Source organism: Halococcus sp. IIIV-5B, assembly GCF_003602035.1.
Classification (GTDB): Archaea; Halobacteriota; Halobacteria; order Halobacteriales; family Halococcaceae; genus Halococcus; species Halococcus salsus.
The window spans coordinates 1-2,561 of sequence record NZ_QZWE01000066.1; the positions used below are offsets into that span (position 1 = coordinate 1).

General features: G+C 70.3%; 3 protein-coding genes and 1 pseudogene. 3 read left to right on the forward strand and 1 reads right to left on the reverse strand.

The genetic code is table 11. From position 1 onward, the window contains the following. The 3 genes from D3261_RS19375 to D3261_RS19385 all read left to right on the forward strand — a co-directional run. Positions 1–573: FAD-dependent oxidoreductase (locus D3261_RS19375; protein WP_120075241.1), on the forward strand; the 573-nt coding region annotated here is incomplete at its 5' end. A 166-nt stretch (positions 574–739) separates the two neighbouring features. Then, positions 740–949, forward strand: coding sequence for a hypothetical protein (locus D3261_RS19380; protein ID WP_120075243.1), 210 nt, complete (start codon positions 740–742; stop codon positions 947–949). A 93-nt stretch (positions 950–1,042) separates the two neighbouring features. Next, the gene (locus D3261_RS19385) at positions 1,043–2,332 is read left to right on the forward strand and encodes an amidohydrolase (protein WP_120075244.1); all 1,290 of its coding nucleotides are present in this window, start codon (positions 1,043–1,045) and stop codon (positions 2,330–2,332) included. A gap of 5 nt (positions 2,333–2,337) precedes the next feature. Here D3261_RS19385 and D3261_RS19390 read toward each other — a convergent pair. Next, positions 2,338–2,561 (reverse strand): annotated as a pseudogene (locus tag D3261_RS19390) (sugar dehydrogenase); the annotation flags it as partial.

Below are 2,561 nucleotides of genomic sequence, written 5' to 3' on the forward strand. Positions count from 1 at the left end.
GTGTCGATGCAGCCGACGAAGGGCGTGATGGTCGGGGTCGAGGGCGTCGAGGTGAGCCCCGTTCTGAACCGCTGCCGCTCGCCCGCCGACGGCGACCTCGTGGTCCCACACCACGACGAGGTGGTGCTCGGCACCACGAGCGTCGCGGTCGACGACCCGGACGAGTACTCGCGGGAGGACGAAGCGGTCGACCGGATGGTCGCCGAGTGCGCCGCGATGGTGCCCGCGCTCGAAAACCGGGACCCGGACAGAACCTACTGGGGTGTCAGACCGCTCTACGCACCGGACGAGGACGAACGCGACGGTGCGCGGTCGATCTCGCGCGGCTTCTTCCTGCTCGACCACGCGGACGACGGCGTCGGGGGGTTCTCGAGCATCGTCGGCGGGAAGCTGACCACTCACCGTCGGATGGCCGAGGCGGTCGCCGACCACGTCTGCGACGCGCTCGGCGTCGACGAGACGTGTCGAACCGCCGACGAACCGCTCCCCGGCCACGACGACCTCGCGGAACTCGACGACCTCGTCGACGAGTACGTGACCGACTCGCCCGCCGACAGCGACCTCAGGGACTGACGACGGCGCGGGGCCTCGGGACCGGGAGTCGAACCGGACTGCGTGTCGTCGACCACGGGTGCCGACAGGCGGTAGCGACCCGCCGCCGGCAGGTGGTTTCGCCAGACGCTACCGACCACGTTATCGTCTCACGGCACGTCCTTCCCTTTGAGGGGTACGTTACCAATTGTCAGATTCGAAGCAATCGGATGGCCACGCGTTTCGACCGACCGACGAGGAGGAGGACGTCGAGACCGTTCGCCCGTCCGACGACCTCGGTGTCCCCGAGGACCGTCTCTCGCGCCGCGCGTGGAAACGGGCGTGTGCGTCGTGTGAGACGCTCGTTCCGGTCGGCAACTACTGTATCGAATGCGGGGTTTCGCTGACCGAGGAGTAGTACGGCGCGAGTGTAGCCACAGTAGATAGCGGCCGTCATCGAGAGCCCGCCCGGCTTCGACGGATTGAGGGTTCGGGCCGTCCCAGACCGGTCATGACCACCCTCGAGATCGTCGGCGGTCAGGTGCTTCGCCCGGACATGACCGTCGAGCACGCGGACGTGCTCGCGGACCGGAAGACGGGCGAGATACGCGCGGTCGGCGACGTTCCGGCGGGCGACGAATCGCTGGACGCCAGCGGTGGGCTCGTTATTCCTGGATTGGTCAACGCCCACACCCACGTCGCGATGACGCTGTTGCGGGGCTACGCCGACGACGAACCGCTCGAAACCTGGCTGCAGGAGGACGTCTGGCCGGTCGAGGCCACCCTCGAACCCGCGGACGTCCGGGCGGGGGTCGAACTCGGGCTGGTCGAGATGATCGAGACCGGGACGACCGGCTTCTGCGATATGTACTTCGACGTCGCCGAGACCGTGGCCGCGGTCGAGGAAGCGGGCCTCCGCGCCCGCGTCGGCCACGGCATCGTCACCGTCGGGAAGAACGGGGACGAAGCCCGGGCGGACTTCGAGGAGGGGCTGCGCGTGGCCCGCGAGTTCGACGGCGCGGCGGATGGGAGGATCTCGACGGCGTTCATGCCCCACAGCCTCACCACCGTCGACGCCGACGAACTCGACGAGTTCGTGCCGGAGGCGCGCGAGGCGGGCGTTCCGGTCCACCTCCACGCCAACGAGACGACCGGCGAGGTCGAGCCCATCGTCGACGAGCACGGAAAACGCCCGCTCGAATACGCCGTCGACCACGGTCTGCTCGAACCCGAGGACTTCGTCGCCCACGGCGTCCACGTCGACGAGCGCGAGGTCGACCTGCTCGCCGAGCGGGGTGCGGGCGTGGTCCACTGTCCGGCCTCGAACATGAAGCTCGCGAGCGGGATCGCGCCGGTGCAGGACCTCCTCGATGCGGGTGTCACGGTCGGGCTGGGGACCGATGGGGCGGCCTCGAACAACGACCTCGACATGTTCAACGAGCTCCGCGACGCCGCGATGGTCGGCAAACTCGCCGCCGACGACGCGAGCGCGGTCGACGCCCCGAACGCGGTCGGGATGGCGACGGCGGGGAGCGCCGCCGTCGCGGGCTTCGATTCCGGCCGGATCGAGGCGGGTGCGAACGCCGACCTCGCCGTCCTCGACCTCGACGCGACCCACTTCACGCCCCACCACGACCTCGTGAGCCACCTCGCCTACGCCGCGTCGGGGACCGACGTTCGACACACGGTCTGCGATGGCGAGGTCCTGATGCGCGACCGCGAGGTCCTGACGCTCGACGTGGACGAAGTCCGTGAAACGGCCGAGCGCCACGCCGCGGCCGTCGTCGAGCGCGCCGAGTAAGGAAGTTATTCGCGGTCGCCGACGAGCCGCGCGCCGACCGCCGCGAGACCCGCGAGCGTGGCGACGACGCCGAACCCCGGTCCGTTCGAGCTGGTGGTCTCGTTACTGCCGCCGCCCGTTGCGCTGGTCCCGGCGGTGCCCCCATCGCTCGTGGCCCCGGATCCGCCGCCCGCCGCGGTCGCTCCACCCGCCGTCCCGGCTCCGCCGGTCGCCGCGCCCCCCGTCCCCA

What these genes read in the sequence shown, in the direction of transcription:
- D3261_RS19385 (WP_120075244.1), top strand. Translation starts at nt 1,043, where the DNA reads ATGACCACCCTCGAGATCGTCGGCGGTCAGGTGCTTCGCCCGGACATG.